Annotated in this window: 12 protein-coding genes and 1 rRNA gene; all 13 read left to right on the plus strand. The window is 69.5% G+C overall.

The features are described 5' to 3' along the window. The first annotated feature begins 1 nt into the window (after position 1). A complete protein-coding gene (locus ACSSS0_RS11495; protein WP_435988007.1) occupies positions 2-1,231 on the plus strand; it encodes an ATP-grasp domain-containing protein in 1,230 nt (409 codons plus the stop codon). Between the two features lie 21 nt (positions 1,232-1,252). Beyond that, positions 1,253-2,179: a type 1 glutamine amidotransferase family protein gene (locus tag ACSSS0_RS11500; protein ID WP_487228056.1), complete on the plus strand. Its 927-nt coding sequence runs from the start codon at positions 1,253-1,255 to the stop codon at positions 2,177-2,179. Next, positions 2,176-3,327, plus strand: coding sequence for an alpha/beta hydrolase-fold protein (locus tag ACSSS0_RS11505; protein WP_435988009.1), 1,152 nt, complete (start codon positions 2,176-2,178; stop codon positions 3,325-3,327). The genes ACSSS0_RS11500 and ACSSS0_RS11505 overlap by 4 nt, the downstream gene beginning before the upstream one ends. 28 nt (positions 3,328-3,355) lie before the next feature. Continuing rightward, on the plus strand, positions 3,356-4,084 hold the full coding sequence (locus ACSSS0_RS11510) for an esterase family protein (protein ID WP_435988010.1): 729 nt from the start codon (positions 3,356-3,358) through the stop codon (positions 4,082-4,084). 167 nt (positions 4,085-4,251) lie between these two features. Continuing rightward, a complete protein-coding gene (locus tag ACSSS0_RS11515; protein WP_487228057.1) occupies positions 4,252-6,654 on the plus strand; it encodes an ATP-binding cassette domain-containing protein in 2,403 nt (800 codons plus the stop codon). A gap of 13 nt (positions 6,655-6,667) precedes the next feature. Beyond that, positions 6,668-7,672: a serine hydrolase domain-containing protein gene (locus tag ACSSS0_RS11520; RefSeq protein WP_487228058.1), complete on the plus strand. Its 1,005-nt coding sequence runs from the start codon at positions 6,668-6,670 to the stop codon at positions 7,670-7,672. A gap of 279 nt (positions 7,673-7,951) precedes the next feature. Then, entirely contained in the window at positions 7,952-9,241 is a 1,290-nt protein-coding gene (locus ACSSS0_RS11525) for an ABC transporter substrate-binding protein (protein ID WP_487228059.1), read from the plus strand. Positions 9,242-9,252: 11 nt separating this feature from the next. Further along, positions 9,253-10,284 (plus strand): carbohydrate ABC transporter permease, encoded by a 1,032-nt coding sequence (locus ACSSS0_RS11530; RefSeq protein ID WP_487228060.1) that lies wholly within the window; start codon positions 9,253-9,255, stop codon positions 10,282-10,284. Beyond that, positions 10,277-11,140, plus strand: a complete 864-nt coding sequence (locus ACSSS0_RS11535; protein WP_487228061.1) for a carbohydrate ABC transporter permease — start codon at positions 10,277-10,279, stop codon at positions 11,138-11,140. Before ACSSS0_RS11530 ends, ACSSS0_RS11535 begins: the two co-directional genes overlap by 8 nt. A gap of 41 nt (positions 11,141-11,181) precedes the next feature. After that, entirely contained in the window at positions 11,182-12,429 is a 1,248-nt protein-coding gene (locus ACSSS0_RS11540; protein ID WP_487228062.1) for a Gfo/Idh/MocA family protein, read from the plus strand. Between the two features lie 97 nt (positions 12,430-12,526). Continuing rightward, entirely contained in the window at positions 12,527-12,940 is a 414-nt protein-coding gene (locus ACSSS0_RS11545) for a hypothetical protein (protein ID WP_435988017.1), read from the plus strand. A gap of 119 nt (positions 12,941-13,059) precedes the next feature. Beyond that, positions 13,060-14,898, plus strand: coding sequence for an ABC transporter substrate-binding protein (locus tag ACSSS0_RS11550; protein ID WP_487228063.1), 1,839 nt, complete (start codon positions 13,060-13,062; stop codon positions 14,896-14,898). A 638-nt stretch (positions 14,899-15,536) separates the two neighbouring features. Beyond that, a 16S ribosomal RNA gene (locus ACSSS0_RS11555) occupies positions 15,537-17,058 on the plus strand. The last annotated feature ends 269 nt before the right edge of the window (positions 17,059-17,327 follow it).

Consider the following 17,327-nt stretch of genomic DNA (forward strand, 5'->3'; position numbering starts at 1 on the left):
CGTGAACATCATCTTCGTGGAGCCGTCGTTCCCGGCGAACCAGCGTCGCTTCGTGCACGCCCTCGCATCGGTGGGCGCGAACGTCTACGGCATCGGCGAGTCCGATGAGGCGCACCTCGGCGACGACGTGCTCGGCGCCCTCCGCGGCTACTACCGCGTCGGCTCGGTGACGAACGTCGACCAGATGGTCGAGGCGGTCCGCTACTTCCAGGACAAGGTCTGGATCGACGCGCTCGAGGCGACCGTCGAGGCCCACACGATGCCGGCGGCGCAGGTCCGCGAGGCGTGCGGCATCCCCGGCACGAGCGTGCGCACGACGTGGCTGTGCCGCGACAAGCCGTCGATGAAGGAGGCGCTGCGGCAGGCGGGCGTCCCCACCGCTGCGAGCGCGGCCGTCGACTCGGCCGCCGAGGCGCGGGCCTTCGCCGAGCGCGAGGGCTACCCGCTCATCCTCAAGCCGCGCGCAGGCGCCGGCGCCCAGGGCACGGTGCGCGTCGACAGCGACCACGAGCTCGAGCAGGCGCTGCAGGGCTACGCCCGCGAGGGGGCGAGCTCGATCGCGATCGAGGAGTTCGTCGAGGGCCACGAGGGCTTCTACGACACGATCAGCCTCGACGGCCGGGTCGTGCACGACTGGGCGACGCACTACTACCCCAACGTCCTCGAGGCGATGCGTCAGCGCTGGATCTCGCCGCAGTTCATCACGACGAACCGCATCGACGAGCCGGGCAACGCCTTCTACGCCGAGGTCCGCGAGCTCGGGCGCCGCGTCATCGAGGCGCTCGGCATCGAGACGTCGGCCACGCACATGGAGTGGTTCTACGGCCCGAAGGGCCTGAAGTTCAGCGAGATCGGTGCCCGCCCGCCGGGGGTCGGCGCGTGGGACGTCTACTCCGCCGCCAACGAGGTCGACGTCTACCGCGAGTGGGCACACGTCATCACCCACCGCGCGCCCGAGCAGCAGATGAAGCGCACGTATGCCGCCGGCATCGTCGCGCTCCGCCCTGACCGCGACGGGTCGATCACCGGCTACACCGGTATCGACGAGATCCAGTCCCGCTACGGCGAGTGGGTCATCGACGGCCACTTCCCGCCGGTCGGCCACGGCACCCAGGGCGTCGAGGCCGGCTACATGGCCAACGCCTGGGTGCGGCTGCGCCACCCCGACTTCGACACGGCTCGCGCCATGCTCGACGACATCGGCCGCACGATCCACGTGCACGCGGGCTGAGCGCGGCCGAGCCCTGCCTCCATGTCGACGACGATCCTGCTCGGGCCCCAACGGTTCACGACGACCGTGGGGGCCACCGTGCGCTCCCTCGGGGTGACCGGGCGCATCGCCATGGTCAACTCCGGCTGGGAGGAGCGCGAGTCCGACGACGCCGAGCTCGCCGGCCACCTCGACGGCCGCGGCGTCAACCTCCAGCTGCACCACCGGATGATGGACGTGCTGGCCAAGGACGAGCACTTCGCGGCGGCGGCGGTCGCGTTCCGCGACCGGATGGACGAGCTGCGCGCCTTCTACGGCATACGCCTCCAGGCGGCGATCGACGCCGTGCACGCCGTCGCGCACCGCACGTCGATCCACGCCGTCGGTCCCATCGCCGAGGAGTCCGCCATGGAGGCCGTCCGCGAGGTCGACCGCTGGTATGCCGCCGAGCTCGACGAGCTGTACCGCTCGGTCCGCGCGACCGCGCCGCTCGACGAGAGCGGCACCATCGGCTGGCACCGGGGTGAGATCGGAGCGATCCTCGACGAGTGCGAGGCGGTCGTCATCGCCGGCGGCAACGTGCGCACGCTGCTGCGCACGCTCCGTGTCTTCGACGTCGCGCTCCGGCCCGAGCAGTCGGTCGTCGCGTGGTCGGCCGGGGCGATGGCGCTCACCGACGAGGTCGTCCTCTTCCACGACTTCACGCCCCACGGGGTCGCGGCGGCCGAGCTGCACGACCGCGGGCTGGGGCGGCTGCCGGGCGTCATCGCGCTGCCGCACGCCAAGCGTCGGCTGCTGCTCGACGACCGCGAGCGCATGTCGGTGCTGGCGCGGCGCTTCGCCGAGCACCGGCTGCTCCTGCTCGACGACGGTGCCGTCGTGCGCTTCCCCGACGGCGCGACCGACCTGCCGGCCGGCGCCCGCGTGCTCGACCGCACCGGCCGCGTCTCGGTGGTGGGGGTTGCATGAGCGCCATGGAACGCCTCGCCGTCAACCGCCTGCGCGAGCGGCTGCCGCTCGACGGGCCGACGATCGACCGCTTCGTCGAGCGCTTCGGCTGCCCGATCATCGAGGGCGAGCGGGCGACCTTCCTCTACCGTGGCGACGTCGACGAGGTATGGGTGCGCCACCGCGTCGTCGGCCTTCCGGACCCCTTGCCGCTCAAGCGGATCGGCGAGTCCGACCTCTGGGCCGTGACGACCGTCCTGCCCGAGGGGTCGCGGGTCGAGTACCAGATCGAGATCCGCAAGGGCGAGCACTACGAGCGCTTCAACGACCCCCTCAACCCGCGCCTCGCGCACAGTCCGATGGGGTCGTCGTCGGTGTGCGCGGCGATCGGCTACCGCGTGCCCGAGTGGGTCGCGTACGACCCCGAGGCCCGCCAGGGCACCCTCGTCGAGGAGCAGGTCCGCAGCAAGGCCCTGCGGCGCGACCAGTCCGTGCAGATCTACCTGCCGGCGCGCTTCAACCGGGCGCAGCGCTACCCGCTCCTCATCGTCCACGACGGCACCGACTACCTCGAGTTCGCGGCGATGAAGACCGTCCTCGACAACCTCATCCACCGGCTCGACGTCGACCCGCTCGTCGCCGTCTTCGTGCCGCCGCGCGACCGGCTCAAGGAGTACCCCAACCACGCCCCGCACGCCCGGTTCATCGCGCGGGAGCTCGTGCCGCTGCTCACCGAGCGCCTGCCCCTCATCGACACCCCGGAGGCCCGCTGCCTCATGGGCAGCTCCTTCGGCGGGGTCGCCTCGCTGTCGACGGCGGTGCGCTACCCCGGCTTCTTCGGGTCGCTCATGCTGCAGTCCGCGTCGCTCGTCTTCACCGACATCGGCTTCGACCACGGCGGCGGCCCGGCCTTCGACCCGGTCGTGAAGTTCGTCAACCGCTTCCGCGAGAAGCCGTCCGCGGTCGTCGACCGGCTCTTCATGTCGTGCGGGGTCTACGAGCCGCTCATCACCCCGAACCGGTCGATGGTCCCGGTCTTCCGGCACGCGGGCATGACGGTGCGCTACACGGAGTCGCGCGACGGCCACAACTGGGAGAACTGGCGCGACCGTCTCGGCGACGGCCTGGCGTGGCTCTTCCCCGGACCCCAGAAGTTCGTCTACGAGTGACGAGCGCGAGTGAGAAGGCAGGTCACCCATGAAGGTCACCGACCGGTGGTACTCCGACCGTCTGGGCCAGGACATCAGCGTCGCGCGGTGGGGCACCTACGGCGCGCCCGTGCTGCTCTTCCCGACCGCGGGCGGTGATGCCGAGGAGGTCGAGCGGCACAAGATGATCGCCCACCTCGAGCCGCTCATCGCGGCCGGCCGCGCCAAGGTCTACTCCGTCGACAGCGTCGCGGGCCGGGCCCTGGCCGAGCGTCGGGGCACGCCCGACTACCAGCTCGCCCTGTTCAACGGCTTCCACGAGGCGATCGCCCGCGAGGTCATCCCGGCGATCCACTCCGACCTCGGCGGCCAGCCGATGCCGGTCACCGTCGCGGGGGCGTCGATCGGTGCCTTCAACGCCCTCGCCATCACCTGCCGCTACCCGGAGCTCGTGCAGTCGGCCGTGTGCATGAGCGGCACGTACGCCATCGAGCAGTTCCTCGGCGGCCACGTCAACGACGACCTCTACTTCAGCTCGCCGCTGCACTTCCTGCCCGGGCTCGAGGGCCCGGCGCTCGACCTGCTCCGCACGCGGATGATCGTGCTCGCCTCGGGCAGCGGCCGCTGGGAGGACGTCGGCGAGTCGCGCGCCGTCGCGCACGTCCTCGGGAGCAAGGGCATCCCCAACCGCGTCGACGACTGGGGCACGGACTACGACCACGACTGGCCGACGTGGTGGGCCATGCTCCCGCTCTACCTCGACGACCTCCTCCCCTGACGGCCTACGCCTCCCCCCACTCCCGTCGAGTCGTCACTCCCGTTCGGTGCCGCGGGTGCCGAACCGACCACTCGAGGTGACTCTCCCGTCGAGTGGTCACTCCCGTACGCGTGACGCGTCGGGAATCGGGAGGCCGGGGGTGGGTGCGGGGCCGTAGCGTACGTCGCATGGAGTCGAAGAGCACCGCTGCGAAGACCGCGTCGCGCCCCTCCGGCGGACACCACCCGGCCGACGTCCACGACATGATCCGCGTCCAGGGCGCGCGCGAGAACAACCTCAAGGACGTCAGCCTCGACCTGCCGAAGCGCCGTCTCACGGCGTTCACCGGCGTCTCGGGCTCGGGCAAGAGCTCCCTCGTCTTCGCGACGATCGCCGCGGAGTCGCAGCGGATGATCAACGAGACCTACAGCGCCTTCGTCCAGGGCTTCATGCCGTCGCTGGCGCGCCCCGACGTCGACTACCTCGACGGCCTGACGACGGCGATCATCGTCGACCAGGAGCGGATGGGCGCCAACCCGCGCTCGACGGTCGGCACCGCGACCGACGCCAACGCGATGCTCCGGATCCTCTTCTCCCGCATCGGGACCCCGCACATCGGGCCGCCGACGGCGTTCGCCTTCAACGTGCCGACACGGGTCGCGAGCGGCGTCATGAAGACCGACAAGGGCAACCGGCAGGAGACCTCGATCGTCCGTGAGGCCGTCTACCAGGGCGGCATGTGCGCGCGGTGCGAGGGCATGGGCTCGGTCAACGACTTCGACCTCACCGCGATCTACGACGAGAGCAAGTCGCTCTCCGACGGCGCGCTGCTCGTCCCGGGCTACAGCATGGACGGGTGGTACGGCCGGATCTTCAGCGGCGCCGGCCTGCCCATGGACAAGCCGGTCGGAAAGTTCACCGAGCGCCAGCTCCAGAAGCTGCTCTACGGCCAGCCCGAGAAGATCAAGGTCGACGGCGTCAACCTCACCTACGAGGGCGTCCTGTCGAAGGTGCAGAAGTCGATGCTGTCCAAGGACCTCGACGCGATGCAGCCGCACGTGCGCCGTTTCGTCGAGCGCGCGGTCACCTTCACGACCTGCCCCGAGTGCAAGGGCACCCGCCTGTCGCAGGAGGCGCTGAGCTCGAAGATCACGGGCAAGAACATCGCCGAGCTGTGCGCCATGCAGATCAGCGACCTCGCCGAGTGGCTGCGCGACCTCGACGACGCGTCGGTCGCACCGCTGCTCCGCGGTCTGCAGCACCTGCTCGACTCCTTCGCCGAGATCGGTCTCGGCTACCTCTCGCTCGACCGGCCCGCCGGCACCCTCTCCGGTGGTGAGGCGCAGCGCACCAAGATGATCCGTCACCTCGGCTCGTCGCTCACCGACGTCACCTACGTCTTCGACGAGCCGACGATCGGCCTGCACCCGCACGACATCGCGCGGATGAACCAGCTGCTGCTCCAGCTGCGCGACAAGGGCAACACCGTCCTCGTCGTCGAGCACAAGCCCGAGACGATCGCCATCGCCGACCACGTCGTCGACCTCGGCCCGGGCGCCGGCACCGCGGGCGGCGAGGTCGTCTTCGAGGGCACCGTCGAGGGGCTGCGCAAGAGCGACACGGTCACGGGCCACCACCTCGACGACCGGGTCAGCCTCAAGGACGCGCTCCGTGCGGCCTCGGGCGCGATGGAGGTCCGCGGCGCCTCGACCCACAACCTGCGCGACGTCGACGTCGACATCCCGCTCGGGGTGCTCTGCGTCGTCACCGGCGTGGCCGGGTCGGGCAAGAGCTCGCTGATCCACGGTTCCGTCGCCAAGCGCGACGGGGTCGTCGTCGTCGACCAGGGCGCCATCCGCGGCTCGCGCCGGAGCAACCCCGCGACCTACACCGGCCTGCTCGAGCCGATCCGCAAGGCCTTCGCCAAGGCCAACGGCGTCAAGCCGGCCCTCTTCAGCTCCAACTCCGAGGGGGCCTGCCCCGCCTGCAACGGCGCCGGTGTCATCTACACCGAGCTCGGCGTCATGGCGACCGTCGAGTCGACGTGCGAGGAGTGCGAGGGCCGCCGGTTCCAGGCAGCGGTGCTCGAGTACGAGCTGGGCGGGCGCAACATCGCCGACGTCCTCGCGATGCCCGTGAACGAGGCCCTCGGCTTCTTCGACACCGGCGAGGCGCGCACGCCCGCCGCGCACACGATCCTCGCGCGGCTCGCCGACGTCGGCCTCGGCTACCTCACGCTCGGCCAGCCCCTCACCACGCTGTCGGGCGGCGAGCGGCAACGCCTCAAGCTGGCCACGCAGATGGCCGAGAAGGGCGACGTCTACGTCCTCGACGAGCCGACGACCGGCCTGCACCTCGCCGACGTCGAGAACCTCCTCGGCCTGCTCGACCGGCTCGTCGAGTCGGGCAAGTCGGTGCTCGTCATCGAGCACCACCAGGCCGTGATGGCGCACGCCGACTGGATCATCGACCTCGGCCCCGGTGCCGGCCACGACGGCGGCAACGTCGTCTTCGAGGGGACGCCCGCCGACCTCGTCGCCAGCCGGTCGACGCTCACCGGCGAGCACCTCGCCACCTACGTCGGAGCCTGACGGGCGACCCGCCATGGACGGCCTGGACGTCGCGGTCGCCGACGTCGTGCGTGAGCACGGCTTCTCCGGCGTCGTCCGGGTCGACCTCGAGGGCCGGACCGTGCACGCCTCGGCGCACGGTCTCGCCGACCGGGCGCACGGCCTGCCCAACACGCTCGACACGCAGTTCGGAGTGGCGAGCATCGCGAAGGGCCTGACCGCCCTCGCCGTGGTCAGCCTCGTGGCCGAGGGGCGCATCGCCCTCGACACCCCGGTGCGGTCGGTCGTCGGCGACGACCTGCCCGACATCGGCGGTGACGTGACGGTCGAGCACCTGCTCTCCCACCGTTCGGGCATCGGCGACTACCTCGACGAGGACGCCGACCTCGACGCCTCCGACTACGTCATGACCCTGCCCGTCCACCAGCTCGCGACGACCGAGGGCTACCTGCCGGCACTCCGCGGGCGACCGGCGAAGTTCGCTGCGGGAGAGCGCTTCTCGTACTGCAACAGCGGCTTCGTCGTGCTCGCCCTCGTCGTCGAGCGCCTGACCGGCACGGGCTTCCACGAGGCGGTCGAGGAGCGGGTCTGCGCCCGCGCCGGGATGGATGACACGGCATACCTCCGCTCCGACGAGCTGCCGGGGCGCGCCGCGCTCGGCTACCTCGACGCCGACGGGCTGCGCACCAACGTGCTGCACCTGCCCGTCCGCGGCAGCGGTGACGGCGGGGTCCACACGACCGTCGCCGACCTGCACGCGCTGTGGGACGCGTTCCACGCCGGACGCATCGTCGACGAGCGCTGGGTGGCCGAGATGCTGCGCCCACGCACCGACGTCATGGCGGACGGCCGGCGCTACGGCCTCGGCCTCTGGCTCGACGCGGCGGGTGACGGGGTCGCTCTCAACGGCTACGACGCCGGCGTCTCGGCGGTGACGCGGCACGAGCCGTCGCGGGCCCTGACGTGGTCGGTCGTGTCCAACCGGAGCGACGTCGCCTGGCCGGTCTCGCGGCGCCTCCGCGAGGTCCTCGGGGACTGACGCCCTCCCCGGAGAGTCCGCATCGCGGACGTCCCGGGGTGCGCGCGAGACCCGTGCCGCGAGCGCTTCGGGCAGCGCACAGGGACCCGCGGCGGCCTGCTCTGACGGCGTGTCCCGGGCCTTGATCTGACCCGCCCTACGGATTGACAGGTGATCGAATGTGCTCGATTGTAGTCCCGCCCAAGCACAAACGAGCGATCAGCCTTGGGTTGCCCGATGACGTGCACCGGACCGCAGCGGCCCACCAGCCAGCTGCGGCCCCCATCCAAGGAGTCGCGAATGCGCAGAACGTCCACGCTGGCCCTCACGGCCGCGCTCACCCCGCTGCTCGTGCTCGGCCTCGCCGCGTGCGGCCAGTCGACCGGCGGCGCCACGGCCGACGCCCAGCCCGAGTCGGGGCCGGTGACGATCTCCTACGGGATCTGGGACAAGAACCAGATGCCGGCCATGCAGAAGATCGCCGACGAGTTCCACGCCGCGAACCCCGACGTCACGGTCAAGATCCAGGTGACGCCGTTCAAGCAGTACTTCACGACCCTGCAGACGGCCGCGGCCGGCGGCGGCGCCCCCGACGTCTTCTGGATGAACGGCCCGAACGTCAAGCTGTATGCCGCCAACCAGCAGCTGCTGCCGCTCGAGCAGACGATCAGCCGAGCCAAGCTCGACCTCGCGAAGTACCCCGAGGCGCTCGTCGACCTCTACACCTACGACGGCAAGACGTACGGCATCCCGAAGGACTTCGACACGATCGGCGTCTGGTACAACAAGGCGCTCTTCGACGCGAAGAAGCTCGCCTACCCCAAGGACGACTGGACGTGGGCCGACTTCCAGTCCGCCGCCCGCACCCTCACCGACCGGACCAAGGGCGTCTACGGCGCGGCCGCACCGGTCGAGGACCAGGCCGGCTTCTACGACACGATCCCCTCGGCCGGTGGCCAGGTCATCGACGCCGCCGGCACCAGGAGCGGCTTCGACTCCCCGGAGGCGCTCAAGGGCATCGAGTTCTGGACCTCGCTCGTCAAGGACGGTGCGTCGCCGACGGTCCAGCAGATGACCGACACGAGCCCCGGCGACATGTTCAAGGCCGGCAAGGTCGCGATGTACTGGAACGGCTCGTGGGCCGCGGTCGAGTACAACGGCGTCCCCGAGCTCAAGGACGCCGTCAACGTCGCGCCCGTCCCCGCGGGCCCGAAGGGGCAGATCTCCGTCATCCACGGCCTCGGCAACGTCATCTACGCCAAGACGAAGCACCAGGACGCCGCCCAGAAGTTCGTCGGCTTCCTCGGCAGCGAGCGTGCGGCGCAGATCCAGGCCGACGCCGGCGCCGTCATCCCCGCCTACGAGGGCACCCAGGACGCCTGGGTGAAGTCGATGCCGCAGTTCAACCTCAAGGCCTACGTCGACGAGGTCGCGACCGCCGTGCCCTACCCGGGTTCGAAGAACACCAAGGCGTGGACGACCCTCCAGACCGACATCCTCACGAAGGTGTGGAACGGCGAGGTCGACGCGGCGACGGGCCTGAAGGACCTCGCCACCCAGATGAACGCAGCGCTCGCCAAGGAGAAGTGACCGTGCCGGGCGTGCTCACCGACACGGACCGGCTGGAGGGGGCCGTCGGCGCGACCGCGCCGGACGGCGTCCCGTCGGGGTCGGGGAGCCGGGGCGACACCCCGGCCCCCGGCCGCCGGGCCCGGCTGCCCCGCGGGCGCCGCGGGCGCCGTGGACCGATGTCGCGGATGCGGCGCAACGACCTCTTCTGGGCGGCGGTCTTCATCCTCCCTACGCTGCTCGGCCTCGTCGTCTTCTACCTGTGGCCGGTCGTGCGAACCCTGCTCATCTCCTTCACCGAGACCGGACCGTTCGGTGGGTCGGAGTTCGTCGGGCTCGCCAACTACCGCGTGCTCCTCGGAGACGCGCGCCTGTGGGAGACGATGCTCAACACCCTGAAGTTCACGGTCGTCGCACTGCTCGGCATCCCGGTCGCGCTCGTCATCGCGGCGCTGCTCAGCACCGAGGGACTGCGCGGGGTCCGCATCTACCGGGTGCTCTACTTCCTGCCCGTCGTGACGATGCCGGCGGCCGTCGGCCTCATCTGGCGCACCCTCTACAACGGCGACGTCGGCGTCATCAACGCGCTGCTCGGTCTCGTCGGGATCCAGGGCACGAACTGGCTCTCCAACCCCGCGACGGCGCTGTATGCCATTGCCGCAGTGGGCATCTGGCTCGGCCTGGGCACGCAGATCGTCATCTTCCTCGCCGCGATCCAGGGCGTGCCCAAGGACCTCTACGAGGCGGCCGCGCTCGACGGCGCGGGTCGCGTCCGGCAGTTCTGGTCGATCACGCTCCCGCAGATCAGCCCGAGCGTCTTCTTCATCTCGGTGCTCGCCGTCATCGGCGCGCTGCAGACGTTCGACCTCATCTTCGTCATGACGGGACCGACGAACCCGGCGTACCCGGCGACCGAGACGATCGTCGCGCAGTTCTACCAGCGGGGCTTCGTCGAGAACCAGCAGGGGTATGCCGCCGCCATCGCTCTCGTCATCCTCGTCGTCATCGTCGCGGTGACCGCGCTGCAGTTCCGGCTCCAGAAGAAGTGGGTGCACTATGTCTGAGCTCGCGACCCGGCTCCCCCGCCGGCAGCGCCCGAAGCCCTTGCGCCGCAAGCACCTCGGTGTCCACGCCGTGCTCATCCTCGGCTCCGTCGTCATGGTCGGCCCGTTCTTCTGGGAGGTCATGACCTCGCTCAAGACCCTCGGCGAGACGTTGTCCGTGCCGCCGACCGTCTTCCCGCGATCGCCCCAGTGGAGCAACTACGGCGACGTCTTCGACACGCTCCCCTTCGGCCAGATGTTCTGGAACAGCACGATCCAGACGCTCGGTCGGGTGCTCGGTCAGCTGGTCCTGTGCTCGATGGCCGGCTACGCCTTCGCCCGCTTCGAGTTCCGGGGACGAGGCCTGCTCTTCGGCCTCTTCCTCTCCGTGCTCATGGTCCCGAGCCAGCTCTTCCTGCTGCCGCAGTACGAGATCGTCGCGGGCCTGGGCTGGCTCAACTCGCTCCAGGCCCTCATCGTGCCCGGGCTCTTCAGCGCCTTCGGCACGTTCCTGCTGCGCCAGTTCTTCCTCAGCCTGCCGCGCGAGCTCGAGGAGGCCGCCAAGCTCGACGGCGCGAACCACTGGCAGATCTTCACCCGGATCATGCTGCCGCTCGCCAAGCCCGGTCTCATCGCGCTCGCCGTCCTCGACGTGCTGTGGTCGTGGAACGACCTCATGTGGCCGCTCGTGGTCAACAACGACCCGTCGAAGATGCCGCTGTCGGTCGGGCTCGCCTCGCTCATCGGCCAGTTCTCCGTCGACACGACGACGCTCATGGCCGGCTCGGTCCTCGCGACGCTGCCGGTCCTGATCCTCTTCGTCGTGCTCCAGAAGCAGTTCATCCAGGGGATCGCGTTCAGCGGCTCCAAGGGCTGAGACCCTCGAACCACCACCACACGGAAGGTGCCCACGCACTCATGACCGACCAGGCCACCCAGGCGCCCCAGGCCACCCAGGCGCCCCAGGCCGACCAGGCCACCCAGCCCGACCTCCGCATCGCGATCATCGGCTTCGGCCTGCGCGCCAGCCTCGCGAGGTACGCCCACCGCCCCGGCGAGGGCAGTCGCGTCACGGTCGTCTGCGACCCGGCCGAACGGGGCCGCGCGGACGCGGCGGAGCGCATCGAGGGCGTACGCCTCGTCGACGGTCTCGACGAGCTGCTCGCTCCCGACGTGCGCTCCGACATCGACGCGGTGCTCGTCCTGACCCCCGACCACGCGCACGCCGAGCACGCCGTGCGCACCCTCGAGGCCGGCATACCGACGTTCGTCGAGAAGCCGCTCGCGACGAGCGTCGCCGACGCCGACCGCGTCCTCGAGGCCGCGCACCGCACCGGCACGCGGCTCTACGTCGGGCACAACATGCGGCACATGCCGGTGGTCCGGGCGATGCGTGACGTCATCGAGGCGGGCACGATCGGCGAGGTCAAGGCGGTCTGGTGCCGGCACTTCGTGTCGGCGGGCGGTGACTACTACTTCAAGGACTGGCACGCCGACCGTCGCAACACGACGGGCCTGCTCCTGCAGAAGGGCGCCCACGACATCGACGTCATCCACTGGCTCGCCGGCGCCTACACGCGCCGGGTCAGCGCGGTCGGCGACCTCGCGGTCTACGGCGACATCACCGACCACCGCGACAACTCCGACCGGCGGATGGCCGACTGGTACTCCCTCGACAACTGGCCACCCACCGAGCAGCGCGAGCTCAACCCGGTCGTCGACATCGAGGACATCTCGATGGCCAACCTCGTGCTCGAGGGCGGCGTGCTCGCCAGCTACCAGCAGTGCCACTTCACGCCGGACTACTGGCGCAACTACACGGTCATCGGCACGAAGGGTCGGCTCGAGAACTTCGGCGACGGCCCGGGCGCCCTCGTCAAGGTGTGGACCCGCCGCACCGACACCTACCGCGACGACGCCGACGAGGTCATCGAGATCCCGGCGGCCGACACGACGGGTCACGGCGGCGCCGACCCGCTCCTCATCGCCGAGTTCGTCCGCTTCGCCCGCGACGGCGGCCCGACGATGACCTCGCCCGTCGCCGCCCGTGAGGCCGTGGCGGCCGGGGCGTCGGCGACGACGTCCCTGCGCTCGGGCGGTGGCGCGGTCGACGTGCCGGCACTCGACTCGGACCTCGTCGCGTGGTTCGAGGGCGGCCAGGCCTGAGGGAGATCACCGCGAGGCGGTATCACCGGCGTCGGTGGCGTCCTCTGGGGTGAAGGGGTCCGTTGGTCGAGCGGGCCCGTTCCCCGAAGGACGAGCCATGAGCGTCACCGACGTCTTCCCGCTGATCAAGGCACCCGAGGCCTGGCCGGTGCCGGTCGTCGCGACGGTCGCGATGGTCTGCCTCGCCGGGCTCGACCTGCTCGGTGCGGTCTTCGCCAAGGAGTGGGCCGAGAACGGCAGCGTGCGGGCGCTCGTGCTCGGCGCGGGCGCCTTCCTCGTCCTCTTCTGGGTGTATGCGTCGTCGCTGAGGTACGCCGAGCTGGCCCTCGTGACGATGGGCTGGGTCGTCATGCTCCAGGTCGGGCTCGTCCTCATCGACCGCTGGCGCTACGGCGTGGAGCTGCCCACCGGCAAGTGGGTGGCCATCGGCGTCGTGCTCGTCGCGCAGGCCTATCTCGTGCTCGCGCCGACCGCTGAGCAGGTCAGCGCCTCGGCGGGCTCCGGCGGCTAGACTTCCGAGCACGGACAGGGGTGCTCCGGGTCGCCGTCGGTGCCACCTGCCGCCGTGCTCTCCGTGCCCGCCGAAGTCCCGGGTCCGGTCTCCGGTCCGGGCGCCCCCGAAGGAAGTCCATGCGTCGACGTCTCGTCCGCCCCACCGTGGTGGCGACCCTCGGCGTGCTCGCGCTGGCCTCGGGTGCCGCGTGCACGAGCAGCACGGCGACGCCGGCCCCCTCCCGGGGCACGACGCCGGGCGCGACGCCGGGCGCGACCTCCACCGCGACCCCGACGACCACGGCCCCGCCCCTCGTCGTCGGAGCGGTGTTCGACCACACGACGCTCGACCCGACGCGCCAGTTCGACCGCAGCGGCGCGATGCTGACGCACGCGCTCTACGAGACGCTGACGACGCTCGACCCCGACGACCCGACGAAGGTCGTGCCCGGCATGGCCGAGTACACCCTCTCCCCCGAGGGCCGGTGGCTGACGCTGCGGCTGCGCAAGGGGCTCGTCTTCTCCGACGGCACGCCCGTCACGACCGACGACGTCCTCTTCACCCTCCAGCGCGCGCGTGGCCTGTCCGGTCCGGCCGGCTCGATCCTCGGCACCGTCTCGGCGCTCAAGGTCGACGACCGCACCTTCACGCTCAGCTCTCCCGGCTCGAACTTCGCCCTGCCGGCGATCCTCGCCAACCCGGCCTTCGGCATCCTCAACGCCACGGCGGTGAAGGCGCACGGCGGCACCATCGGCCCGGGCGACGAGGCGAGCTCCTACCTCTCGCAGCACTCCGCGGGCTCGGGCCCGTACGTCATCGAGAGCGTCCGGGGCACCTCGGAGGTGCGCCTCGCCGCCAACCCGATGTGGTCGGGGGCGGCCCCCGCCTTCCCCGAGATCGTCGTGCGCAACCTCGACGCGCGCCAGCAGCTGGCCGCCATCGGGTCGGGCAGCGCCGACGTCGTGCTCGACCTCTCGCCGAGCCAGGCCGACGCCGCGACCGGCCGGCCGCAGACGTCGGCGGTCACGGTGACGACGATGCGCTCGAGCTCGCTCGTCTACCTCGCGCTCGGTCGTGACAAGGCCCTCAACGCGTGGACCGGCAACCCCGACTTCGCCGAGGCGGTGCGCCGCGGGCTCGACCGTGAGGCGCTCGGCACGGCTGCCCCCGGGTCGATGCCCGCCGCGGGGCTCATCCCCGCCGGGATCGTCGGCGCGCTCGAGGACCTCGCGCCGTCGCCCGCGCCGACCCCGACCGACGGCGCCGGAGCCGACGGCACGGGGACCGACGGCACCGGGACGCCGACCCCGACCACGACGTCACCGACCAGTCCCACGGCGGCCCCGTCGTCGTCGGGCACCACGGCGACACCCGACGGCATCCTCACGACCGGGGCGGACGGCACACCGACGCCCGTCGTGACGCTGCCCGTCGTCCCCGAGCGGGACCTCGCGGCCGCCAGGGCGGCGCTGCGCCGCTCGGGCTACACGGGCCAGCCGATCCCCCTGTCGTATGCCGCCGACCTCCCGATCCAGGGCATCCCGACGAGCGCACTCGCGGTCGCCGTGCGCGCCCAGCTCGCGCAGGTCGGCATCAAGGTGCGGCTCAACCCGGCGCCCGCGGCGCAGGCGATCGCCGCCTACCGGGAGGGGCGCACCGCGTTCAGCCTGTGGAGCTGGAACCCCGACTACCCGGACCCCGAGAACTACCTCGCCTTCGCGCCGGGTGAGCTCGTCGGCTCGCGCGCCGGCTGGGCGCGTGGCACCGACCCGCTCGTCGACGACCTCACGGAGGCCGCGCGCGCGTCCGTCGGTGACAACCGGGCGGGGGCGTATGCCGCGTGGCAGCTCGCGATGAACCAGCGCAGCCCGTTCGTCCCCCTCATCCAGCCGGCGACGCGCTTCGCGAGCGGCGACCGGGTCAAGGTCCTGCCGGGCAACCCGGTATGGACCGTCGACCTCGCGCGACTCAGCTGAGCCGAGCTGTCACAAGGGGGTCGCCGAGGGCCTCGCCGAGGGGTCTCGGAGGCGCTCGGGGTGGCCCTCCGGAGGGCCCCGGACGAGGGTCCGGAGGCTCGATTATGAGATCTCGGGGGATGCCCTGTAACGTTCTCTTCGTCAGCCCGACAGGGAGCACCGGACGCCACCGCTGAGCGAGTCTTCGCTCGCGAAGTAGGCCGGTCCCGGGGTTGGCACCACAGCGAGACAGGCCGTTCGTTCGGTCCGATCGACGTGGAAGCCCGCGTGTCTGGCGTGGCCGGTTGGGTCTGCTCCTCGGAGCAGGAGCTGATTTGGACCAGCGCATCGAGGCGGGTAAGTTTGAAGGGTTGCCCCGGAGGCCTCCTCGTTGAGGTGGTTGATGGTGTGTGTCCGATTCTTGAGAACTCAACAGCGTGTCAAAAATCGATGCCAATTACCTCGTCTCGGGGCTGGCGCGGTGCCACTGTTTGGTGGTGTCTGTGTCTGTTTCGGAACGAATTATCCTTTGGTTGAAACTGAATGATCAACTCTTTTTGAGCTGGTTGTTCGACTTCAGTCGGGTTTTCGAGCCCTTCAACGGGTTCAAAGTTTGCTCACTGTTTGGGTCTTCGGGCCTGGTGGTGGGTGTTTGAACATCAACGGAGAGTTTGATCCTGGCTCAGGACGAACGCTGGCGGCGTGCTTAACACATGCAAGTCGAACGGTGATGATCAAGCTTGCTTGGTCTGATCAGTGGCGAACGGGTGAGTAACACGTGAGTAACCTGCCCCAGACTCTGGGATAACCCCGGGAAACCGGAGCTAATACCGGATATGACACCAGGTCGCATGACCATGGTGTGGAAAGTTTTTCGGTCTGGGATGGACTCGCGGCCTATCAGCTTGTTGGTGAGGTAGTGGCTCACCAAGGCGACGACGGGTAGCCGGCCTGAGAGGGCGACCGGCCACACTGGGACTGAGACACGGCCCAGACTCCTACGGGAGGCAGCAGTGGGGAATATTGCACAATGGGCGGAAGCCTGATGCAGCGACGCCGCGTGAGGGATGACGGCCTTCGGGTTGTAAACCTCTTTCAGCAGGGAAGAAGCGCAAGTGACGGTACCTGCAGAAGAAGCACCGGCTAACTACGTGCCAGCAGCCGCGGTAATACGTAGGGTGCGAGCGTTGTCCGGAATTATTGGGCGTAAAGAGCTTGTAGGTGGTTTGTCGCGTCTGCTGTGAAAATCCGAGGCTCAACCTCGGACTTGCAGTGGGTACGGGCAGACTAGAGTGTGGTAGGGGAGACTGGAATTCCTGGTGTAGCGGTGGAATGCGCAGATATCAGGAGGAACACCGATGGCGAAGGCAGGTCTCTGGGCCATTACTGACACTGAGAAGCGAAAGCATGGGGAGCGAACAGGATTAGATACCCTGGTAGTCCATGCCGTAAACGTTGGGAACTAGGTGTGGGTCTCATTCCACGAGATCCGTGCCGCAGCTAACGCATTAAGTTCCCCGCCTGGGGAGTACGGCCGCAAGGCTAAAACTCAAAGGAATTGACGGGGGCCCGCACAAGCGGCGGAGCATGCGGATTAATTCGATGCAACGCGAAGAACCTTACCAAGGCTTGACATACACCGGAATCACTCAGAGATGGGTGCGTCTTCGGACTGGTGTACAGGTGGTGCATGGTTGTCGTCAGCTCGTGTCGTGAGATGTTGGGTTAAGTCCCGCAACGAGCGCAACCCTCGTTCTATGTTGCCAGCACGTCATGGTGGGGACTCATAGGAGACTGCCGGGGTCAACTCGGAGGAAGGTGGGGATGACGTCAAATCATCATGCCCCTTATGTCTTGGGCTTCACGCATGCTACAATGGCCGGTACAAAGGGCTGCGAAACCGCGAGGTGGAGCGAATCCCAAAAAACCGGTCTCAGTTCGGATTGGGGTCTGCAACTCGACCCCATGAAGTCGGAGTCGCTAGTAATCGCAGATCAGCAACGCTGCGGTGAATACGTTCCCGGGCCTTGTACACACCGCCCGTCAAGTCACGAAAGTCGGTAACACCCGAAGCCGGTGGCCCAACCCTTGTGGGGGGAGCCGTCGAAGGTGGGACTGGCGATTGGGACTAAGTCGTAACAAGGTAGCCGTACCGGAAGGTGCGGCTGGATCACCTCCTTTCTAAGGAGCACTGCCCACACCGGTCCCTCGTGGATCCGGGTGTGGTGCCAGAGCCCGGTCTGTCCCCGAATGTGGGGCAGCGGGTGCTCAAGGGTGGAACATCGATTTTGGCACCGACCTGGTCGGCCTTCCTCAAGTACAAGCTGGAGACAGCAGTGGAACGAGGGGGTCTGGGCAGGGCGGTGCTTGACACGTTGTTGGGTCCTGAAGGATCGGACGACGCATGCCGGCTCGAGCCGGTCTTGGCCTTGCGGGGTCGGGACGGTTCG

This window comes from Terrabacter sp. R4-6 (assembly GCF_057529065.1).

What these genes read in the sequence shown, in the direction of transcription:
- ACSSS0_RS11515 (WP_487228057.1), top strand. Translation starts at nt 4,252, where the DNA reads ATGGAGTCGAAGAGCACCGCTGCGAAGACCGCGTCGCGCCCCTCCGGC.
- ACSSS0_RS11535 (WP_487228061.1), top strand. Translation starts at nt 10,277, where the DNA reads ATGTCTGAGCTCGCGACCCGGCTCCCCCGCCGGCAGCGCCCGAAGCCC.
- ACSSS0_RS11540 (WP_487228062.1), top strand. Translation starts at nt 11,182, where the DNA reads ATGACCGACCAGGCCACCCAGGCGCCCCAGGCCACCCAGGCGCCCCAG.
- ACSSS0_RS11545 (WP_435988017.1), top strand. Translation starts at nt 12,527, where the DNA reads ATGAGCGTCACCGACGTCTTCCCGCTGATCAAGGCACCCGAGGCCTGG.
- ACSSS0_RS11550 (WP_487228063.1), top strand. Translation starts at nt 13,060, where the DNA reads ATGCGTCGACGTCTCGTCCGCCCCACCGTGGTGGCGACCCTCGGCGTG.
- ACSSS0_RS11510 (WP_435988010.1), top strand. Translation starts at nt 3,356, where the DNA reads ATGAAGGTCACCGACCGGTGGTACTCCGACCGTCTGGGCCAGGACATC.
- ACSSS0_RS11520 (WP_487228058.1), top strand. Translation starts at nt 6,668, where the DNA reads ATGGACGGCCTGGACGTCGCGGTCGCCGACGTCGTGCGTGAGCACGGC.
- ACSSS0_RS11500 (WP_487228056.1), top strand. Translation starts at nt 1,253, where the DNA reads ATGTCGACGACGATCCTGCTCGGGCCCCAACGGTTCACGACGACCGTG.
- ACSSS0_RS11525 (WP_487228059.1), top strand. Translation starts at nt 7,952, where the DNA reads ATGCGCAGAACGTCCACGCTGGCCCTCACGGCCGCGCTCACCCCGCTG.
- ACSSS0_RS11505 (WP_435988009.1), top strand. Translation starts at nt 2,176, where the DNA reads ATGAGCGCCATGGAACGCCTCGCCGTCAACCGCCTGCGCGAGCGGCTG.